The sequence below is a fragment of the Escherichia sp. HH091_1A genome (genome assembly GCF_030295175.1).
Taxonomy (GTDB): Bacteria; Pseudomonadota; Gammaproteobacteria; order Enterobacterales; family Enterobacteriaceae; genus Escherichia; species Escherichia coli_F.
This window is the reverse complement of the sequence record NZ_AP025747.1, coordinates 3696217-3714067: the sequence shown is the minus strand read 5'-3', so window position 1 is coordinate 3714067 and position 17851 is coordinate 3696217. Positions and strand designations below refer to the sequence as shown.

The window sequence follows — 17851 nt, the reverse complement described above, 5'->3', positions numbered from 1 at the left end:
GCTTCCTCCGCGACGGGAGGAAGCCAGAGGAGATTAATCGTGAGCGCCGATTTCGCGCAGTTTACGACCTTTCATCAGATTACGTTCAATATGTTCCAGCGAAACGTGTTTGGTTTCCGGTACCAGCCACAATGTCAGCAGGATAAACAGTACGTTCAGAGCCGCATACACCCAGAAGGTGTTGGCGTTACCCAGCGTGTTGAGCATGGTCAGGAACGTTGCGCCAACGATCATGTTGGCAATCCAGTTGGTGGCGGTGGAGCAGGTGATGCCAAAATCGCGGCCTTTCAGCGGCTGAATTTCGGAGCACAGTACCCAAATCAGCGGACCGGCACTCATGGCAAAGCCGACAATAAACATCAGCAGCATGGCGATAGCGAAATACTGCGCCGACGGAGAGTGGATACCGATATGCATCATTGTACCGAGTATGCCCATGCCAGCAGCCATCACCAGGAAGCCCAGCGTTAGCGTTGGTTTACGTCCCCAGCGGTCAACAAGGCCGATTGCGATAAAGGTGGCGAGTACGTTGGTGAGACCGACGATCACTGTCCCCCACATTTGCTCGGTGGTGTTGGTATAACCCGCCAGTTCGAAGATTTTCGGCGCGTAATACATGATGACGTTCATCCCGGTGAATTGCTGCATTACCTGCAACAGTACGCCAAGGAACACCGCGCGGCGGAAGTTGCTGTTCTCTTTAAACAGCGCCCAGCCACTCTGTTTAACCTGCAAACTTTCACGGATTTCATCCAGTTCGCGTTTCGCTTCCGCACTGGTGTCGCGCAGGCGCAGCAGCACGCGCTCGGCATCAACAAAACGGCGTTTGGCGGCAAACCAACGTGGGCTGTCTGGCAGGAAGAAAACACCAATCAGCAGCAGAATTGCCGGGATGATAATCACACCCAGCATCCAGCGCCATGCACCAGTGTAGCTAAAGGCGGTATCAGAAAGATAAGCACCGAGGATCCCGATAGTGATCATCAACTGATACATCGAGATCATACTGCCGCGAATTTTTTCCGGCGCAATTTCAGAGAGGTAAAGCGGTGCGGTATAAGAGGCCACACCCACCGCCAGCCCCAGCAGAACGCGGGAAAGAATCAGTACTTCAACGTTTGGCGCAGCCGCAGAGAACAGTGAACCAGCAACAAACAGAATTGCGCCGATCATCAGGCTCTTTTTGCGCCCGAGTTTAAAGGAGAGCCAGCCGCTACCCACCGCACCGACTGCCGCACCGAACATCATGGAGCTTACGACCCATTCTTGCGTGTGCGAAGTAATCTGGAATTCATCAGCAATAAACGGCAGTGCGCCAGCAATTACACCGATATCCAGGCCAAAGAGTAATCCCGCCAGAGCGGCAAGGAAGCAGACGAAAAACGTCATTGCCTTGTTTGACCGCCCCTGTTTTTTAGCGTCAGGCATGATGCCCTCCAATATGGTTATTTTTTATTGTGAATTAAGATAGGTGAGTACGACGTAAAAAGATGTGAAGCAAATCACATCAGTGTAATCGCTTACACTAACATTTATCTTAGTTATGATTTAAGTGCATGAAAATAATTGAGTTATATCATCATAGATTAAACGCAGTTATCTGCAATTAAGACTTTACTGAAAAGAAATGTAACAGCTGTGAAAACTGAATAATAATATGAAAATATTACAAATATTTGGCTGGTGTGGTGGGTGTAATCGGTTTCAGTCGTGGTGATGATTTGAGGGTAAAACGTGTTCAGGAAGAATGATGTTATTGTGCAGGCGGTTTTTTTTGCCGGATGCGGCGTGAACGCCTTATCCACTTACATGTGACAGCGGTTGTGGGCCTGATAAGCGTAGCGCATCAGGCATTTCTCTGGAAAAGAAAAAGGCCAGCGCGAGGCTGGCCTTTGAAAGCAGGTGAAGAAAGATTACTTCAGACCGGCAGCATCGCGCAGCAGCTGCGCTTTGTCGGTTTTTTCCCACGGGAAATGTTCACGACCAAAGTGACCGTATGCTGCGGTTTCTTTGTAGATCGGGTGCAGCAGATCCAGCATCTGAATCAGACCGTATGGGCGCAGGTCGAAGAACTCACGTACCAGCAGAGTCAGTTGTTCAGAAGGCACTTTCTCGGTACCGAAAGTTTCCACCATGATGGAGGTCGGTTCAGCCACGCCGATTGCGTAGGAAACCTGAATTTCACAACGATCGGCCAGGCCAGCCGCAACGATGTTTTTCGCGACATAACGTGCTGCGTACGCTGCGGAACGGTCCACTTTTGATGGATCTTTACCAGAGAATGCACCACCACCGTGACGTGCCATGCCGCCGTAGGTATCAACGATAATTTTACGACCAGTCAGACCGCAGTCACCCATCGGGCCGCCAATAACAAAACGTCCGGTCGGGTTGATGAAGAACTTGGTGGCGGAAGTCAGCCATTCTGCGGGCAGAATCGGCTTGATGATCTCTTCCATTACCGCTTCTTGCAGCGATTTCTGGTCGATCTCTTCAGAGTGCTGGGTGGAAAGTACTACAGCATCGATGCCAACGATTTTGCCGTCGTCATACTGGAAAGTCACCTGGCTTTTCGCGTCCGGGCGCAGCCACGGCAGAGTGCCGTTTTTACGTACTTCAGCCTGACGCTGAACCAGACGGTGTGCATAGGTGATAGGTGCTGGCATCAGCACGTCGGTTTCATTGGTTGCGTAGCCAAACATCAGACCCTGGTCACCCGCGCCCTGTTCCAGCGGATCGGCACGGTCGACGCCCTGGTTGATATCAGGGGACTGTTTGCCGATAGCGCTCAGAACCGCACAGGAGTTAGCGTCAAAGCCCATGTCGGAATGCACATAGCCAATTTCGCGAACGGTGTTACGGGTGATCTCTTCGATGTCTACCCAGGCGCTGGTGGTGATTTCACCGCCAACTAAAACCATGCCGGTTTTTACGTAGGTTTCGCAAGCAACACGTGCTTTCGGATCCTGTTCGAGGATCGCGTCTAAAACGGCATCAGAGATTTGGTCAGCAATTTTGTCAGGATGCCCTTCAGAGACGGACTCGGACGTAAAAAGGTGTTTTGCCATATTTAATATCACCTAAAGAGAATTTGGTTAGCTCAAACTGTTGTGTGGATTTTCTGTGGTAGCGGATCCTACCACGACTCTGCAGGTTAAAAACACTGGCAGTCTGAGTGTTAATCGGTATGGATGGATTAACATCTGGATGGCTATTTTAGGTCAATTCTTCACCCGATTTCCACTTTTTTTTGAATCGTGTCTCATTCTGTTAAAAACGTGGCTGGAAATTTTTCCTGACAATGCTGGCATTCTGAGTATTTATCTTTTGCAATTTTCTGCCATTGTGGGGTATAAAACGCGGCGCGCGGCTTAAATAAAAAGCACACGACGTTTCTTTCGTGTTGCCACTTCCAGCCGGGTTGAAATCAGAGTTTTGGCTTGTGGGTTCGTCTTAACAGGCGGCCGTGGAGGTGATACGAAATAATGAACCGTTGTCTGCTGCTTAACCTGTCTCACCGTTCTGGTGAAGATTCGTTCCCCGCACTCTGCATCTCTGCTTTGCATACCTGCCGATGTTATACCCATCTCGGCGCTTCTCAGGATTCAAGAGCTGGTGACAGTTACTGAGGACTGAACAAGGGCGCTCTTGTAAAAACAAGAGTTTTCTCGTGGTTTCGCCGAACTGTCACACTTACGTTCGGTTATGTGTTTAATAATGTTATGAAAAAGAAACCGGTTGCGCAGTCGGAGCGTCAGCATACTTTGCTGGAAAATCCGTGTGCTTATGGGTTGTTATCGCAGTCCCAGGCTGCGATAGTCGTTAACTGTTTTACACTTAATAAAATAATTTGAGGTTCGCTATGTCTGACGACATGTCTATGGGTTTGCCTTCGTCAGCGGGCGAACACGGTGTACTACGCTCCATGCAGGAGGTTGCAATGAGCTCCCAGGAAGCCAGCAAGATGCTGCGTACTTACAATATTGCCTGGTGGGGCAATAACTATTATGACGTTAACGAGCTGGGCCACATTAGCGTGTGCCCGGACCCGGACGTGCCGGAAGCTAGCGTCGATCTCGCGCAGTTAGTGAAAACTCGTGAAGCACAGGGTCAGCGTCTGCCTGCACTGTTCTGTTTCCCACAGATCCTGCAGCACCGTTTGCGTTCCATTAACGCCGCGTTCAAACGTGCGCGGGAATCCTACGGCTATAACGGCGATTACTTCCTCGTTTATCCGATCAAAGTTAACCAGCACCGCCGCGTGATTGAATCCCTGATTCATTCGGGCGAACCGCTGGGCCTGGAAGCCGGTTCCAAAGCTGAGTTGATGGCGGTACTGGCGCATGCTGGCATGACCCGTAGCGTCATCGTCTGCAATGGTTATAAAGACCGCGAATATATCCGCCTGGCATTAATTGGCGAGAAGATGGGCCATAAGGTCTATCTGGTCATTGAGAAGATGTCAGAAATCGCCATTGTGCTGGATGAAGCAGAACGTCTGAATGTCGTTCCTCGTCTGGGCGTGCGCGCGCGTCTGGCGTCTCAAGGTTCTGGCAAATGGCAGTCTTCTGGCGGGGAAAAATCGAAGTTCGGCCTGGCGGCGACTCAGGTACTGCAACTGGTTGAAACCCTGCGTGAAGCCGGACGTCTCGACAGCCTGCAACTGCTGCACTTCCACCTCGGTTCGCAGATGGCGAATATTCGCGATATCGCCACGGGCGTTCGTGAATCCGCGCGTTTCTATGTGGAACTGCACAAGCTGGGCGTCAATATTCAGTGCTTTGATGTCGGCGGCGGTCTGGGTGTGGACTATGAAGGTACTCGTTCGCAGTCCGACTGTTCAGTGAATTACGGCCTCAATGAATACGCCAACAACATCATTTGGGCGATTGGCGATGCGTGTGAAGAAAATGGTCTGCCGCATCCGACAGTAATCACCGAATCAGGTCGTGCGGTGACTGCGCATCACACCGTGCTGGTGTCGAATATCATCGGCGTGGAACGTAACGAATACACGGTGCCGACCGCGCCAGCAGAAGACGCACCGCGCGCGCTGCAAAGCATGTGGGAAACCTGGCAGGAGATGCACGAACCGGGAACTCGCCGTTCTCTGCGTGAGTGGTTACATGACAGCCAGATGGACTTGCACGATATTCATATCGGCTATTCTTCGGGCACCTACAACCTGCAAGAACGCGCGTGGGCTGAGCAGCTTTATCTGAGCATGTGTCATGAAGTGCAAAAGCAGCTGGATCCGCAAAACCGCGCACATCGCCCGATTATCGACGAATTGCAGGAACGTATGGCGGACAAAATGTACGTCAACTTCTCGCTGTTCCAGTCGATGCCGGACGCATGGGGGATCGACCAGTTGTTCCCGGTTCTGCCGCTGGAAGGGCTGAATCAAGTTCCGGAGCGGCGCGCCGTGCTGCTGGATATTACCTGTGACTCTGACGGTGCCATCGACCACTATATCGATGGTGATGGTATTGCCACGACAATGCCTATGCCGGAGTACGATCCAGAGAATCCGCCGATGCTCGGTTTCTTTATGGTCGGCGCATATCAGGAGATCCTCGGCAACATGCACAACCTGTTTGGTGATACCGAAGCGGTTGATGTGTTCGTCTTCCCTGATGGTAGCGTAGAAGTGGAACTGTCTGACGAAGGCGATACCGTGGCGGACATGCTGCAATATGTACAGCTCGATCCGAAAACGCTGTTAACCCAGTTCCGTGATCAGGTGAAGAAAACCGATCTTGATGCTGAACTGCAACAACAGTTCCTGGAAGAGTTCGAGGCAGGGTTGTACGGTTATACCTATCTTGAAGATGAATAATTAAGATTATTCCGCTATCGGGTCGATTTATTTACGTAAATCGGCCCGCTTTCTTTTTATATATTCTTAAAAATAATTTAGCTGCTTTCCTTATTGAATAATCTCCCTACAATCGCTGCATTAATTAAATGCAGAGGGAACGGTTATGAAAAAATGGAAAGTACGTAGCGCGTTGGTGGCATTAGTCGTGCTGCTGGCCGGTTGTTCCAGTAATGCGCAGTATAATAGCAGTGCATCGGGCAATGTCGGCACCGCCTGGGGTGGGGATGTGCACTCAACGGTTCAGGGCGTAACTGCTGAACGAGCCTGGCGCGATCCGGCAGAGATGATCGTTATTAGTTATTCGACTAATGTTCCTTCCGGCTACGACCGCGTTTATAGCATTCGTATTAACGAACTTGAATATGCTATTCGCGATGGTAATTTTAATTCTCTACCTATTACGCGGGTTTATAATTCATCAGGTAAAGAACTACGCTATATAGTCCATGCCAGAGTAGGAATGAATTACCAATTATATGTCCGCAATTACAGTCGTAACACCAACTACGAGATCGTTGCGACAGTTGATGGTCTGGATGTTCTCAATGGTAAACAAGGTTCCCTGAATAACAACGGCTATATTGTGAATGCCGGGGATTCGTTGGCGATTAAAGGATTCCGCAAAGATAAACATACCGAAGCGGCTTTTCAGTTCGCCAACGTTGCGGATTCCTACGCAGCCAATTCGGCGCAAGGCGATGTGCGTAATACCGGTGTAATCGGCTTTGCCGCCTTTGAATTACAAGGCCCGGCGCAAAATGCGCTGCCACCGTGCTCTGGACAAGCGTTTCCGGCGGACAACAATGGCTATGCGCCGCCACCGTGTCGGAAATAGTAACCTCGCTTGATGCCTCGCCCATTTAAGGCGATAATTAGCACAAAATTGTGTTTCGCAAATCCAACCCTTCCTCGTCGGGCCTAACGACGCGGAAGGGTTTTTTTATATCGACTTTGTAATAGGAGTCCATCCATGAGCACCTTAGGTCATCAATACGATAACTCACTGGTTTCCAACGCCTTTGGTTTTTTACGCCTGCCGATGAACTTCCAGCCGTATGACAGCGATGCTGACTGGGTAATTACCGGCGTGCCGTTCGATATGGCTACTTCCGGTCGTGCGGGTGGACGCCACGGTCCGGCGGCGATCCGTCAGGTTTCAACAAATCTGGCCTGGGAACACAACCGCTTCCCGTGGAATTTCGACATGCGCGAGCGTCTGAACGTGGTGGACTGCGGCGATCTGGTGTATGCCTTCGGCGATGCTCGTGAGATGAGCGAGAAGCTGCAGGCGCATGCCGAAAAGCTGCTGGCTGCCGGTAAGCGTATGCTCTCCTTCGGTGGTGACCACTTTGTTACCCTGCCGCTGCTGCGTGCTCATGCGAAGCATTTCGGCAAAATGGCGCTGGTACACTTTGACGCCCACACCGATACCTATGCGAACGGTTGTGAATTTGACCACGGCACCATGTTCTATACCGCGCCGAAAGAAGGTCTGATCGACCCGAATCACTCCGTACAGATTGGTATTCGTACCGAGTTTGATAAAGACAACGGCTTTACCGTACTGGACGCCTGCCAGGTGAACGATCGCAGCGTGGATGACGTTATCGCCCAGGTGAAACAGATTGTAGGTGATATGCCAGTTTACCTGACCTTTGATATCGACTGCCTGGATCCTGCTTTCGCGCCGGGCACCGGTACGCCGGTGATTGGCGGCCTGACCTCCGATCGCGCCATTAAACTGGTACGCGGCCTGAAAGATCTCAACATTGTTGGGATGGACGTAGTGGAAGTGGCTCCGGCATACGATCAGTCGGAAATCACCGCTCTGGCAGCAGCGACGCTGGCGCTGGAGATGCTGTATATTCAGGCGGCGAAAAAGGGCGAGTAAGCGCCAGATGCGATGTCGCACGTAGGCCGGATAAGATGCGCCAGCATCGCATCCGGCATTGCGCACAGGGTAACAAATGTGCCATTCATGTCAGATGCGGCGTGAACGCCTTATCTGACCTACGTTCGGCACCACCAGGATTTACTTAATCCCATCCGCGCTCATACGATCGCGAATATGCTGGGCGCGTTCGGCGGATGCCGGATGGTCGTCAAACATTGAGCTTTGGCGGCCTTCTTCCAGTTTCGCCAGTTTTTCAAAGCTGGTGGCAAGACCAGCCGGGCTGATGCCGCGTTGGCGCAGAAGATCGTAAGAATAATCATCGGCTTCTGCTTCCTGGCGCTGGGAGAATTGCGAATTGACTAATTTCTCGCCCAGATCACCAAGTTGCGATTGCGATAAACTGCCGACAATCCCGCCCGCAGAGGCTGCCGCGACTCTCACGGCGTTGGTACCTAATGCAACTTGCATCCCTTTCTTCACATGGCCTAACGCGACGTGCCCCATTTCGTGACCGATCACCGCTTCGACTTCGTTATCCGTCATCATATCCATCAGCCCGCTATAGACGCGGATACAGCCGTTTGCCATCGCAAAGGCGTTCACATCCTTCGCCATATACACTTTGTAGTTTACTGGCTGACCGTTGATATTGTTGCCTAGCGCGTTGGCAATAGTTGTCAGACGTTTAGCGTATTCGCTATTGGCTGGCGCAATCGTCGCCTTGCTGTCCATCTCCTGACATGCCTGATCGCTCAGGGCTTTCACCTGCGCATCACTCAAACTGTAAGCCTGAAAAGCTTCCGCTCCTGATGAGAGCAGTCCGTTGGAGTCCATATTCTGGCAACCGGTCAGTACCGTTGCCACGCTCATTGCTACCAATAAGGCGCGAATTTTCATGTTTTCTCTTCCGCACAAGGTCAGGATTATTCTAAAATGCACCGTTTGCAGGTGAATCGATGCTCAGTCTCAGTATAAGGAAAAGCGCAGCGGACGGGCGAGCAGATTGCGCAACATGCGAGCATGATCCAGAGATTTCTGAAGCGGCAAAAGGATGTTCCATGTACATGACGCGCGGCTTGCGGTAAATTGTTGGCAAATTTTCCGGCGTAGCCCAAAACGCGCTGTCGTCAAGTCGTTAAGGGCGTGCCCTTCATCATCCGATCTGGAGTCAAAATGTCCTCACGTAAAGAGCTTGCCAATGCTATTCGTGCGCTGAGCATGGACGCAGTACAGAAAGCCAAATCCGGTCACCCGGGTGCCCCTATGGGTATGGCTGACATTGCCGAAGTCCTGTGGCGTGATTTCCTGAAACACAACCCGCAGAATCCGTCCTGGGCTGACCGTGACCGCTTCGTGCTGTCCAACGGCCACGGCTCCATGCTGATCTACAGCCTGCTGCACCTCACCGGTTACGATCTGCCGATGGAAGAACTGAAAAACTTCCGTCAACTGCATTCCAAAACTCCGGGCCACCCGGAAGTGGGTTACACCGCTGGTGTGGAAACCACTACAGGTCCGCTGGGTCAGGGTATTGCCAATGCAGTCGGTATGGCGATTGCAGAAAAAACGCTGGCGGCGCAGTTTAACCGTCCGGGCCACGACATCGTCGACCACTACACCTACGCCTTCATGGGCGACGGCTGCATGATGGAAGGCATCTCCCATGAAGTTTGCTCTCTGGCGGGTACGCTGAAGCTGGGTAAACTGATTGCGTTCTACGATGACAACGGTATCTCTATCGATGGTCACGTTGAAGGCTGGTTCACCGACGACACCGCAATGCGTTTCGAAGCTTACGGCTGGCACGTTATTCGCGGCATCGACGGTCATGACGCGGCATCCATCAAACGCGCTGTAGAAGAAGCGCGCGCTGTGACTGACAAACCGTCTCTGCTGATGTGCAAAACCATCATTGGTTTCGGTTCTCCGAATAAAGCCGGTACGCACGACTCCCACGGTGCGCCGCTGGGCGACGCTGAAATTGCACTGACCCGCGAACAGCTGGGCTGGAAATATGCGCCGTTCGAAATCCCGTCTGAAATCTATGCTCAGTGGGATGCGAAAGAAGCAGGCCAGGCGAAAGAATCTGCATGGAACGAGAAATTCGCTGCTTACGCCAAAGCTTATCCGCAGGAAGCGGCTGAATTTACTCGCCGTATGAAAGGCGAAATGCCGTCTGACTTCGACGCGAAAGCGAAAGAGTTTATCGCTAAACTGCAGGCTAATCCGGCGAAAATCGCCAGCCGTAAAGCGTCTCAGAATGCTATCGAAGCGTTCGGTCCGCTGTTGCCAGAATTCCTCGGCGGCTCTGCTGACCTGGCACCGTCTAACCTGACCCTGTGGTCTGGTTCTAAAGCAATCAACGAAGATGCTGCGGGTAACTACATCCACTACGGTGTTCGCGAGTTCGGTATGACCGCGATTGCTAACGGTATCTCCCTGCACGGTGGCTTCCTGCCGTACACCTCCACCTTCCTGATGTTCGTGGAATACGCACGTAACGCCGTACGTATGGCTGCGCTGATGAAACAGCGTCAGGTGATGGTTTACACCCACGACTCCATCGGTCTGGGCGAAGATGGCCCGACTCACCAGCCGGTAGAGCAGGTCGCTTCTCTGCGCGTGACCCCGAACATGTCCACATGGCGTCCGTGTGACCAGGTTGAATCCGCGGTCGCGTGGAAATACGGCGTTGAGCGTCAGGACGGCCCGACTGCGCTTATCCTCTCCCGTCAGAACCTGGCGCAGCAGGAACGTACTGAAGAGCAGCTGGCAAACATCGCGCGCGGTGGTTATGTGCTGAAAGACTGTGCCGGTCAGCCGGAACTGATCTTCATCGCTACCGGTTCTGAAGTTGAACTGGCGGTTGCTGCCTACGAAAAACTGACTGCTGAAGGCGTGAAAGCGCGCGTGGTTTCCATGCCGTCTACCGACGCATTCGACAAGCAGGATGCGGCTTACCGTGAGTCTGTACTGCCGAAAGCGGTTACTGCACGCGTTGCGGTGGAAGCTGGCATTGCTGACTACTGGTACAAGTATGTTGGCCTGAACGGTGCCATCATCGGTATGAATACCTTCGGTGAATCTGCACCGGCAGAGCAGTTGTTCGAAGAGTTCGGCTTCACCGTTGACAACGTTGTTGCGAAAGCAAAAGAACTGCTGTAATCGGTAAGATGCTTTGTGAGAAGGGCCGCGAAAGCGGCCCTTCAGATTATTGGCAAAGTGCGCGTTGTTCATGTCGGATGCGGCGTGAACGCCTTATCCGACCTACAAGATCGTGCAAATTCAATATATTGCAGGAAGTATGTAGATACTGTTATGGCCTGCAAGTTTTTTTCTACCCTGGTTTCCCAGATTGCAGGCATGCCAGACACAGCGCCGTCAGGCGCTGTTTTTTTCATCCCTTCCGCGATTTTTACGCAGCTACCGGATTATGCCGTGACGCATCGAACGGTACGCCTGACTTCAGCACTCCATACGCCACCTGTGCCAGCTTGCGCATCATCGCGCCGAGAATCACTTTTCCTTTCTTGCCATTAGCCGCCAGACGGTCGCGGAACGCCCGTCCCCACTCAGTCTTACTGGTGGCTACCATTGCAGGCATATACAACGCCCTGCGAAGCGACACATGTCCGGCTTTACTCAACCGGCTTGCCCCTCTCACACTACTGCCTGATTCATAACGCCGTGGTGTCAGACCCGCAAAAGCGGCGAACTGTCTGGCATGGGCGAAGCGGTCCTTCAGACCGATATAAGCCAGTAATACCGCAGATGTTTTCTCTCCGATACCCGGGATACTTTCCAGCAGTTTCCTGCGGTGTTTCATATCCGGATCATCGTCTGTCAGGTCTTTTATCTGCTTCTCAAGACGCTTCAGCTCTGCTTCAAGCCACAGAAGGTGAGCATCAATGCTCGGTCTCTGGACTTCCCGCGCCGTTTCAGTGCGGTTCAGTTCCTGCGTGTGCATATCTGTCAGCGCCTGGTGGCGTACTACCAGGGCACGCAACGCGCGTTCAAGCGGGTGAGGCGCTTCCCAGGCTGCAGGGCGCTTCTGACGACAGAACTCTGCCAGCATGCGCGCATCCACGGTATCAGTCTTGTTACGCAGTCCTTCACTCTGAGCGAAAGCTTTACCCAACGCAGGATTAATGACTGACACTATGTAGCCTGCATCGTAAAGGCACTCTGCGACAGGTTCCATATAGGTGCCGGTCGCTTCGATGCAGATATGCGCATGGTCAATCTTGTGACCCTTCAGCCAGCTCACCAGCTCATCGTGCCCTTTAGTGGTGTTAGCGAATTTTTTGGTGCGATGACGACCATCAGGACGCAACACATCGACATCCAGTTTCTCTTTAGCGGTGTCGATACCGATATAATGAAGTTCATGTTCCATCGTGAAACCAACCTTGCAAATACGGATTACCGGGAAAACCGGTCCATGATACTGTCCGGTTTATCACTTTGGGAGAAAGGCAGTCCGCTGCATAAATCTACGCAACAGGTTGAAAACCTAAGGCCCGATACGGCATGCGGACTGCAGGCAGAGAAAACTGGCCGATTTTCTCTGCACAGGAGGGATAATACAAGGCCTGATAAGCGTAGCGCATCAGGCAGTTTTGCCTTTGCCATCAGTCTCAAGGGCCGCGAAAGCGGCCCTTTTTTTACTTAGTAGAGATAAACGGAACTGTACTGCCGGGGATCATGGTATCGGGTAGCTTACCGTCCCAACGCTCAGCAGTGGTGAGGGCAACAAGTCCGGGATTATCCCGCAGAGCTTCACCGCGCAGGCGGATCGCTTCTGCTTCAGCCGCACTTTTTAAACGAATAGTTTCAGCCTCTGCCGCGCCTCTTACGCGAATAGTCTCAGCTTCTGCTTTGGCTGCCGCCAGTTTACTGTCTGCTTCTGCCTGGGCCTGAGTTACCGCTATTTGCGCCTGGATTTTCTCTGTTTCCAGATTTTGCTTACGTGTGGCAATGGCGACTTCTGCTTTCATTCGATCTTCAATCGATTTTTCATAAGCGTCAGAAAAATCAATATTTTCAATCTGGACACCATCAATCACCACCGGGCCAACAACGGCTTTACGCATTGCATTTTGCAGATCCTGAACCAGTTTTGTACGATCCTGTACCGCGCTGATGGCGGTATATTGGCCGAAAACGTTCTCCAGTTGAGTTGGCAACTGACGGACAATCAGACGATCTTTTAATGCTTCAATGGTGTTGTAGGTGGTATAAACCGCGCCTGCTTCTGAAGGTTTAATGTGGAAGCTGACTGATACTGTCATTTGTGCCGGTTGCTGGTCGCGGCTGTAGGCCTGTAATCCCTGATAAACCACAGCCTGATTACGCGTGGAAATTTTCTCTACGCTTTCCATAAAAGGGATCTTAAAACCCAGACCCGGCTCGGCAACTTTTACGATTTTTCCGTAGCGCAGCAAAATGCCGCGTTCACCTTCATTAACGGTGTAATACGAGAGAAATGGCAGCACAACCACGGTAAGCACGCCAATGGCGATAGCAATAGATTTTTGTGGGCGAAATGAGGTTATTGAAACAGGCGCTTTCATGAGAATCTTCCTTGAGTAAAGTGTGGGAATATGTCACATGAGGTGAGGAGAAAACAGCCAACAGGTGAGAATTCAGAATCTATAAAGGGGGAGAGCGAAAAACATCGGCTAAAAAAGTATGTTTTCGAACATTCAATAGATAAATAGAGATATGCATCACAAATACATAGGCAGATAAAACATTGGTTTTGTGATAAACATAACAAACACAAACTTGACTTTATAGGTATAAATTTCATGTTGTTGTTATTTAACATTTTATTATTTTGGTTCATGTTTTTTTTCTTCTCGCGTGCCCAATTGCTTTCATTAAATCGCACGAGTATTTTATTTTTACCGCCGGACGGTACCCTAAAAATAAAATAAGGATAATTTATGCGGCTTATTGATTATTTTCCAGAATCATCAATCTCAGTTATACATTCAGCAAAAGATTGGCAGGAAGCTATCAATTTCTCGATGGCATCATTGCTGGATAAAAACTATATCAGCGAGAATTACATTCAGGCTATTAAAGATTCCACCATTAACAATGGCCCTTATTATATTCTCGCACCAGGCGTGGCAATGCCTCATGCGCGACCGGAATGTGGGGCGCTTAAAACCGGGATGTCTTTGACGTTACTTAAACAAGGCGTTTATTTTTCGGGGAATGACGAACCGATTAAATTACTTATCGGTCTTTCTGCAGCCGATGCCGATTCGCACATTGGTGCTATTCAGGCGTTAAGTGAATTGCTGTGCGAAGAAGAAATACTTGAACAACTCTTAACTGCAACATCAGAAAAACAATTAGCGGACATTATCAGCCGCGAATAATGACTCTCTCCTCTACAGGATAATATTATGGAAAACAAGTCTGCTCGTGCAAAGGTCCAGGCTTTTGGGGGCTTTTTGACGGCAATGGTCATCCCCAATATTGGTGCTTTTATTGCCTGGGGTTTTATTACTGCATTATTTATTCCTACTGGTTGGCTGCCTAACGAACATTTCGCCAAAATTGTCGGCCCGATGATTACCTATTTATTGCCCGTAATGATTGGTTCTACCGGTGGCCATTTAGTCGGCGGTAAACGCGGCGCAGTCATGGGCGGAATAGGGACAATTGGTGTAATCGTCGGCGCAGAAATCCCGATGTTCCTTGGTTCAATGATCATGGGACCGTTAGGTGGGCTGGTCATAAAATATGTCGATAAGGCACTGGAAAAACGCATACCTGCTGGTTTTGAGATGGTTATCAATAACTTCTCATTAGGTATCACCGGGATGCTCCTTTGTCTGCTGGGTTTTGAAGTTATCGGCCCGGCGGTGTTAATTGCCAATACTTTCGTCAAAGAGTGTATTGAGGCGCTGGTACATGCGGGCTATCTGCCTTTGCTGTCAGTCATCAATGAACCGGCGAAAGTGCTTTTCCTCAATAACGCGATAGATCAGGGCGTCTATTACCCGTTGGGGATGCAACAGGCTTCAGTTAACGGTAAATCCATCTTCTTTATGGTGGCGTCCAACCCTGGGCCTGGCTTAGGACTGCTGCTGGCGTTTACTTTGTTTGGTAAAGGGATGAGTAAACGTTCTGCGCCCGGGGCGATGATTATTCACTTCCTCGGTGGGATCCACGAACTGTATTTCCCGTATGTGCTGATGAAGCCGCTGACCATTATTGCCATGATTGCCGGCGGTATGTCTGGCACCTGGATGTTTAACTTACTGGACGGTGGTCTGGTGGCTGGTCCAAGTCCGGGGTCTATCTTTGCTTACCTTGCACTGACGCCGAAAGGCTCGTTCCTGGCGACAATTGCCGGTGTTACGGTAGGTACCCTGGTGTCCTTTGCTATCACTTCCGTAATACTGAAGATGGAAAAAACGGTGGAAACGGAGAGCGAAGATGAGTTTGTGCAGTCCGCCAATGCGGTTAAGGCGATGAAACAAGAAGGTACATTCTCGTTAAGCCGGGTTAAGCGTATCGCCTTTGTTTGCGATGCGGGAATGGGCTCTAGCGCGATGGGCGCAACCACCTTCCGTAAGCGCCTGGAAAAAGCGGGGCTGGCAATAGAAGTAAAACATTACGCGATAGAAAACGTGCCTGCAGATGTGGATATCGTCGTTACTCACGCTAGTCTGGAAGGGCGCGTGAAACGTGTGACGGATAAACCGCTGATATTGATTAATAACTATATTGGCGATCCCAAACTCGACACTTTATTTAATCAATTAACCGCTGAACATAAAAACTGATTGCCGAGGTAAAAATGAAAACCAAAGTTGCTGCTATTTATGGCAAGCGGGATGTCCGTCTGCGCGAATTTGAACTGCCCAAAATTACCGATAATGAACTGCTGGTGAGTGTAATTTCTGACAGTGTGTGTTTATCGACCTGGAAAGCGGCGTTACTCGGTAGCGAACATAAACGGGTGCCCGACGATTTAGAAAATCATCCGGTCATTACCGGGCATGAATGTGCCGGGATTATTGTTGAAGTGGGGAAAAATCTTACCGACAAATATAAAAAAGGCCAACGTTTTGTATTGCAACCGGCGATGGGGCTACCAAGCGGGTATTCTGCGGGATACAGCTACGAATATTTTGGCGGTAACGCCACCTATATGATTATTCCAGAGGTAGCCATTAATTTGGGCTGCGTATTACCGTATCACGGATCTTATTTTGCTGCGGCGTCGCTGGCAGAGCCGATGTGCTGCATTATTGGCGCTTATCATGCCAATTATCACACCACGCAATATGTTTATGAGCATCGCATGGGCGTCAAACCTGGCGGCAATATTGCGCTGCTGGCGTGTGCGGGCCCGATGGGGATAGGCGCTATCGATTACGCTATTCACGGCGGCATACAACCGTCGCGGGTAGTGGTGGTCGATATCGACGAAAAACGCCTGGCACAGGTGCAGAAGCTGCTGCCGGTGGAGCTGGCGGCCAGCAAAGGCATTGAGCTGATATATGTGAATACCAAAGGAATGAGCGACCCAGTCCAGAGGCTGCGGGCGCTGACGGATGATGCCGGATTTGATGACGTATTTGTCTATGCAGCGGTGCCTGCTGTCGTCGAGATGGCTGATGAATTACTGGCGGAAGATGGCTGCCTGAACTTCTTTGCCGGGCCGACGGATAAAAACTTCAAAGTGCCGTTTAATTTCTACAACGTCCATTACAACAGCACGCACGTCGTCGGTACATCGGGTGGTTCAACGGACGATATGAAAGAGGCGATTGCCCTGAGCGCTACGGGGCAGTTGCAACCGTCGTTTATGGTGACGCATATCGGTGGCCTGGATGCAGTGCCAGAAACCGTTCTCAATTTACCGGATATCCCCGGTGGTAAAAAACTCATTTACAACGGCGTTACCATGCCGCTCACCGCCATTGCCGATTTTGCCGAAAAAGGCAAAACAGATCCGCTGTTTAAAGAGCTTGCGCGGCTGGTTGAGGAAACGCACGGCATCTGGAATGAACAGGCCGAGAAATATCTGCTGGCGCAATTTGGCGTTGATATCGGGGAGGCCGCGCAATGATGTCCCTGGCGTGGCCATTATTTCGCGTTACGGAGCAGGCAGCGTTGGCTGCCTGGCCGCAAACCGGATGTGGCAACAAAAATAAAATTGATGGCCTGGCGGTCACCGCGATGCGCCAGGCATTAAACGACGTCGCTTTTCGTGGGCGAGTGGTCATCGGCGAGGGAGAAATTGACCATGCGCCGATGCTGTGGATTGGCGAAGAGGTGGGCAAAGGCGATGGGCCAGAAGTCGATATCGCGGTTGATCCCATTGAAGGCACGCGGATGGTGGCGATGGGGCAGAGCAATGCGCTGGCGGTCATGGCTTTCGCCCCTCGAGATAGCCTGTTACACGCGCCCGATATGTATATGAAAAAACTGGTTGTTAATCGGCTGGCGGCGGGCGCGATTGATCTGTCTTTGCCTCTGGCGGACAACTTGCGCAACGTGGCGAAAGCGTTAGGCAAACCGCTGGACAAGCTGCGTATGGTTACGCTGGATAAACCGCGCCTGAGTGCCGCAATTGAGGAAGCAACACAGCTGGGCGTGAAGGTTTTTGCCCTGCCGGATGGCGATGTCGCCGCCAGCGTGCTGACCTGCTGGCAGGATAATCCTTACGATGTGATGTACACCATCGGCGGTGCGCCAGAAGGCGTGATTTCTGCCTGTGCCGTTAAAGCATTAGGCGGGGATATGCAGGCCGAGCTGATTGACTTTTGTCAGGCTAAAGGGGATTACACGGAAAATCGGCAGATTGCAGAGCAGGAGCGCAAGCGTTGCAAGGAAATGGGCGTTGACGTTAACCGTGTGTACTCGCTCGATGAACTGGTGAGGGGGAACGATATCCTCTTTAGCGCTACGGGCGTGACGGGCGGTGAGTTGGTGAACGGTATCCAACAGACGGCGAATGGGGTGCGGACGCAGACATTACTGATCGGCGGCGCGGACCAAACGTGTAATATAATAGACTCCCTGCATTGATGGTGATCTATCGG

16 protein-coding genes are annotated in these 17851 nt (G+C 51.2%); 11 read left to right on the top strand and 5 right to left on the bottom strand.

What is annotated here, in order from left to right; translation table 11 throughout:
* Positions 1-33 precede the first annotated feature (33 nt).
* Positions 34-1428: a galactose/proton symporter gene (galP, locus tag QUF14_RS18665; RefSeq protein WP_001352953.1), complete on the bottom strand. Its 1395-nt coding sequence runs from the start codon at positions 1426-1428 to the stop codon at positions 34-36.
* Positions 1429-1913: 485 nt separating this feature from the next.
* Positions 1914-3068 carry a methionine adenosyltransferase gene (metK, locus tag QUF14_RS18660; RefSeq protein WP_001062128.1) on the bottom strand — a complete coding sequence of 385 codons (1155 nt, stop codon included), beginning with the start codon at positions 3066-3068 and terminating at the stop codon, positions 1914-1916.
* Between the two features lie 55 nt (positions 3069-3123).
* On the opposite strand from metK, the gene yqgD reads away from it, so the two are divergent.
* The 6 genes from yqgD (at position 3124) to speB (ending at position 7772) form a co-directional block, all read left to right on the top strand.
* Positions 3124-3375: a protein YqgD gene (gene yqgD / locus QUF14_RS18655; protein ID WP_001446113.1), complete on the top strand. Its 252-nt coding sequence runs from the start codon at positions 3124-3126 to the stop codon at positions 3373-3375.
* Positions 3376-3485: 110 nt separating this feature from the next.
* Positions 3486-3629: a small protein YqgG gene (gene yqgG / locus QUF14_RS18650; protein WP_272942092.1), complete on the top strand. Its 144-nt coding sequence runs from the start codon at positions 3486-3488 to the stop codon at positions 3627-3629.
* 93 nt (positions 3630-3722) lie between these two features.
* The gene (gene yqgB, locus QUF14_RS18645; protein ID WP_001360961.1) at positions 3723-3854 is read left to right on the top strand and encodes an acid stress response protein YqgB; all 132 of its coding nucleotides are present in this window, start codon (positions 3723-3725) and stop codon (positions 3852-3854) included.
* An 8-nt stretch (positions 3855-3862) separates the two neighbouring features.
* Entirely contained in the window at positions 3863-5839 is a 1977-nt protein-coding gene (speA, locus tag QUF14_RS18640; RefSeq protein ID WP_038813055.1) for a biosynthetic arginine decarboxylase, read from the top strand.
* A 145-nt stretch (positions 5840-5984) separates the two neighbouring features.
* Positions 5985-6716: a hypothetical protein gene (locus QUF14_RS18635; RefSeq protein WP_000758926.1), complete on the top strand. Its 732-nt coding sequence runs from the start codon at positions 5985-5987 to the stop codon at positions 6714-6716.
* Between the two features lie 135 nt (positions 6717-6851).
* On the top strand, positions 6852-7772 hold the full coding sequence (gene speB, locus QUF14_RS18630) for an agmatinase (RefSeq protein WP_000105566.1): 921 nt from the start codon (positions 6852-6854) through the stop codon (positions 7770-7772).
* A gap of 141 nt (positions 7773-7913) precedes the next feature.
* Here the strand turns inward: speB and loiP are convergent, their stop codons facing one another.
* Complete coding sequence (gene loiP, locus QUF14_RS18625) at positions 7914-8672, bottom strand: metalloprotease LoiP (protein WP_000701841.1); 759 nt, start codon at positions 8670-8672, stop codon at positions 7914-7916.
* Between the two features lie 276 nt (positions 8673-8948).
* On the opposite strand from loiP, the gene tkt reads away from it, so the two are divergent.
* Positions 8949-10940: a transketolase gene (gene tkt / locus QUF14_RS18620; RefSeq protein ID WP_000098630.1), complete on the top strand. Its 1992-nt coding sequence runs from the start codon at positions 8949-8951 to the stop codon at positions 10938-10940.
* A 250-nt stretch (positions 10941-11190) separates the two neighbouring features.
* Here the strand turns inward: tkt and QUF14_RS18615 are convergent, their stop codons facing one another.
* Both QUF14_RS18615 and QUF14_RS18610 read right to left on the bottom strand, forming a co-directional pair.
* Positions 11191-12171, bottom strand: coding sequence for an IS110-like element IS621 family transposase (locus tag QUF14_RS18615; protein WP_000399629.1), 981 nt, complete (start codon positions 12169-12171; stop codon positions 11191-11193).
* A gap of 268 nt (positions 12172-12439) precedes the next feature.
* Complete coding sequence (locus QUF14_RS18610; RefSeq protein ID WP_000646925.1) at positions 12440-13348, bottom strand: prohibitin family protein; 909 nt, start codon at positions 13346-13348, stop codon at positions 12440-12442.
* 375 nt (positions 13349-13723) lie between these two features.
* Between QUF14_RS18610 and cmtB the strand changes: the two genes are divergently transcribed.
* The 4 genes from cmtB to glpX are packed head-to-tail and all read left to right on the top strand — an operon-like array spanning position 13724 to position 17837.
* A complete protein-coding gene (cmtB, locus tag QUF14_RS18605) occupies positions 13724-14167 on the top strand; it encodes a PTS mannitol transporter subunit IIA (protein ID WP_001236705.1) in 444 nt (147 codons plus the stop codon).
* 27 nt (positions 14168-14194) lie between these two features.
* Positions 14195-15583, top strand: a complete 1389-nt coding sequence (gene cmtA, locus QUF14_RS18600) for a PTS mannitol transporter subunit IICB (RefSeq protein WP_000428833.1) — start codon at positions 14195-14197, stop codon at positions 15581-15583.
* Between the two features lie 14 nt (positions 15584-15597).
* A complete protein-coding gene (locus QUF14_RS18595; RefSeq protein WP_000853243.1) occupies positions 15598-16875 on the top strand; it encodes a zinc-binding dehydrogenase in 1278 nt (425 codons plus the stop codon).
* On the top strand, positions 16872-17837 hold the full coding sequence (gene glpX / locus QUF14_RS18590) for a class II fructose-bisphosphatase (protein WP_032185079.1): 966 nt from the start codon (positions 16872-16874) through the stop codon (positions 17835-17837). The genes QUF14_RS18595 and glpX overlap by 4 nt, the downstream gene beginning before the upstream one ends.
* Positions 17838-17851: the final 14 nt, after the last annotated feature.

Excerpts from the sequence above, each read along its gene's own strand:
- loiP (WP_000701841.1), bottom strand. The coding sequence starts at position 8,672 with ATGAAAATTCGCGCCTTATTGGTAGCAATGAGCGTGGCAACGGTACTG.
- QUF14_RS18635 (WP_000758926.1), top strand. The coding sequence starts at position 5,985 with ATGAAAAAATGGAAAGTACGTAGCGCGTTGGTGGCATTAGTCGTGCTG.
- QUF14_RS18595 (WP_000853243.1), top strand. The coding sequence starts at position 15,598 with ATGAAAACCAAAGTTGCTGCTATTTATGGCAAGCGGGATGTCCGTCTG.
- cmtB (WP_001236705.1), top strand. The coding sequence starts at position 13,724 with ATGCGGCTTATTGATTATTTTCCAGAATCATCAATCTCAGTTATACAT.
- yqgB (WP_001360961.1), top strand. The coding sequence starts at position 3,723 with ATGAAAAAGAAACCGGTTGCGCAGTCGGAGCGTCAGCATACTTTGCTG.
- yqgG (WP_272942092.1), top strand. The coding sequence starts at position 3,486 with ATGAACCGTTGTCTGCTGCTTAACCTGTCTCACCGTTCTGGTGAAGAT.
- tkt (WP_000098630.1), top strand. The coding sequence starts at position 8,949 with ATGTCCTCACGTAAAGAGCTTGCCAATGCTATTCGTGCGCTGAGCATG.
- metK (WP_001062128.1), bottom strand. The coding sequence starts at position 3,068 with ATGGCAAAACACCTTTTTACGTCCGAGTCCGTCTCTGAAGGGCATCCT.
- QUF14_RS18615 (WP_000399629.1), bottom strand. The coding sequence starts at position 12,171 with ATGGAACATGAACTTCATTATATCGGTATCGACACCGCTAAAGAGAAA.
- glpX (WP_032185079.1), top strand. The coding sequence starts at position 16,872 with ATGATGTCCCTGGCGTGGCCATTATTTCGCGTTACGGAGCAGGCAGCG.
- QUF14_RS18610 (WP_000646925.1), bottom strand. The coding sequence starts at position 13,348 with ATGAAAGCGCCTGTTTCAATAACCTCATTTCGCCCACAAAAATCTATT.
- galP (WP_001352953.1), bottom strand. The coding sequence starts at position 1,428 with ATGCCTGACGCTAAAAAACAGGGGCGGTCAAACAAGGCAATGACGTTT.
- cmtA (WP_000428833.1), top strand. The coding sequence starts at position 14,195 with ATGGAAAACAAGTCTGCTCGTGCAAAGGTCCAGGCTTTTGGGGGCTTT.
- speA (WP_038813055.1), top strand. The coding sequence starts at position 3,863 with ATGTCTGACGACATGTCTATGGGTTTGCCTTCGTCAGCGGGCGAACAC.
- speB (WP_000105566.1), top strand. The coding sequence starts at position 6,852 with ATGAGCACCTTAGGTCATCAATACGATAACTCACTGGTTTCCAACGCC.